Annotated in this window: 2 tRNA genes; both read right to left on the bottom strand. The window is 47.5% G+C overall.

Annotated features, from left to right (window positions below):
• Positions 1-4: 4 nt before the first annotated feature.
• A tRNA-Leu gene (locus EYW48_RS21765) sits at positions 5-89 on the bottom strand.
• Positions 90-173: 84 nt separating this feature from the next.
• Positions 174-248 (bottom strand) — tRNA-Gln (locus tag EYW48_RS21770).
• Positions 249-259: the final 11 nt, after the last annotated feature.

A 259-nucleotide genomic window follows, 5' to 3' on the forward strand; every position in this document is an offset into this window, starting at 1 on the left:
ATAATGGTGCGGAAGGAGAGACTTGAACTCTCACACCTTGCGGCGCCAGAACCTAAATCTGGTGCGTCTACCAATTTCGCCACTTCCGCAACTTATTCTGTAGATTAACTGGAAATTGGAGATCCAATCAATCGTTGTCATGTTCAGCCTATTGAAGCTAACCATTTAAATAATGGCAGGGCTACCTGGATTCGAACCAGGGAATGGCGGCATCAAAAGCCGCTGCCTTACCGCTTGGCGATAGCCCTGCAAGATGATT

Origin of the sequence: Vibrio sp. 1180_3 (genome assembly GCF_029478545.1) — a bacterium.
GTDB classification, from domain to species: domain Bacteria; phylum Pseudomonadota; class Gammaproteobacteria; order Enterobacterales; family Vibrionaceae; genus Vibrio; species Vibrio aestuarianus.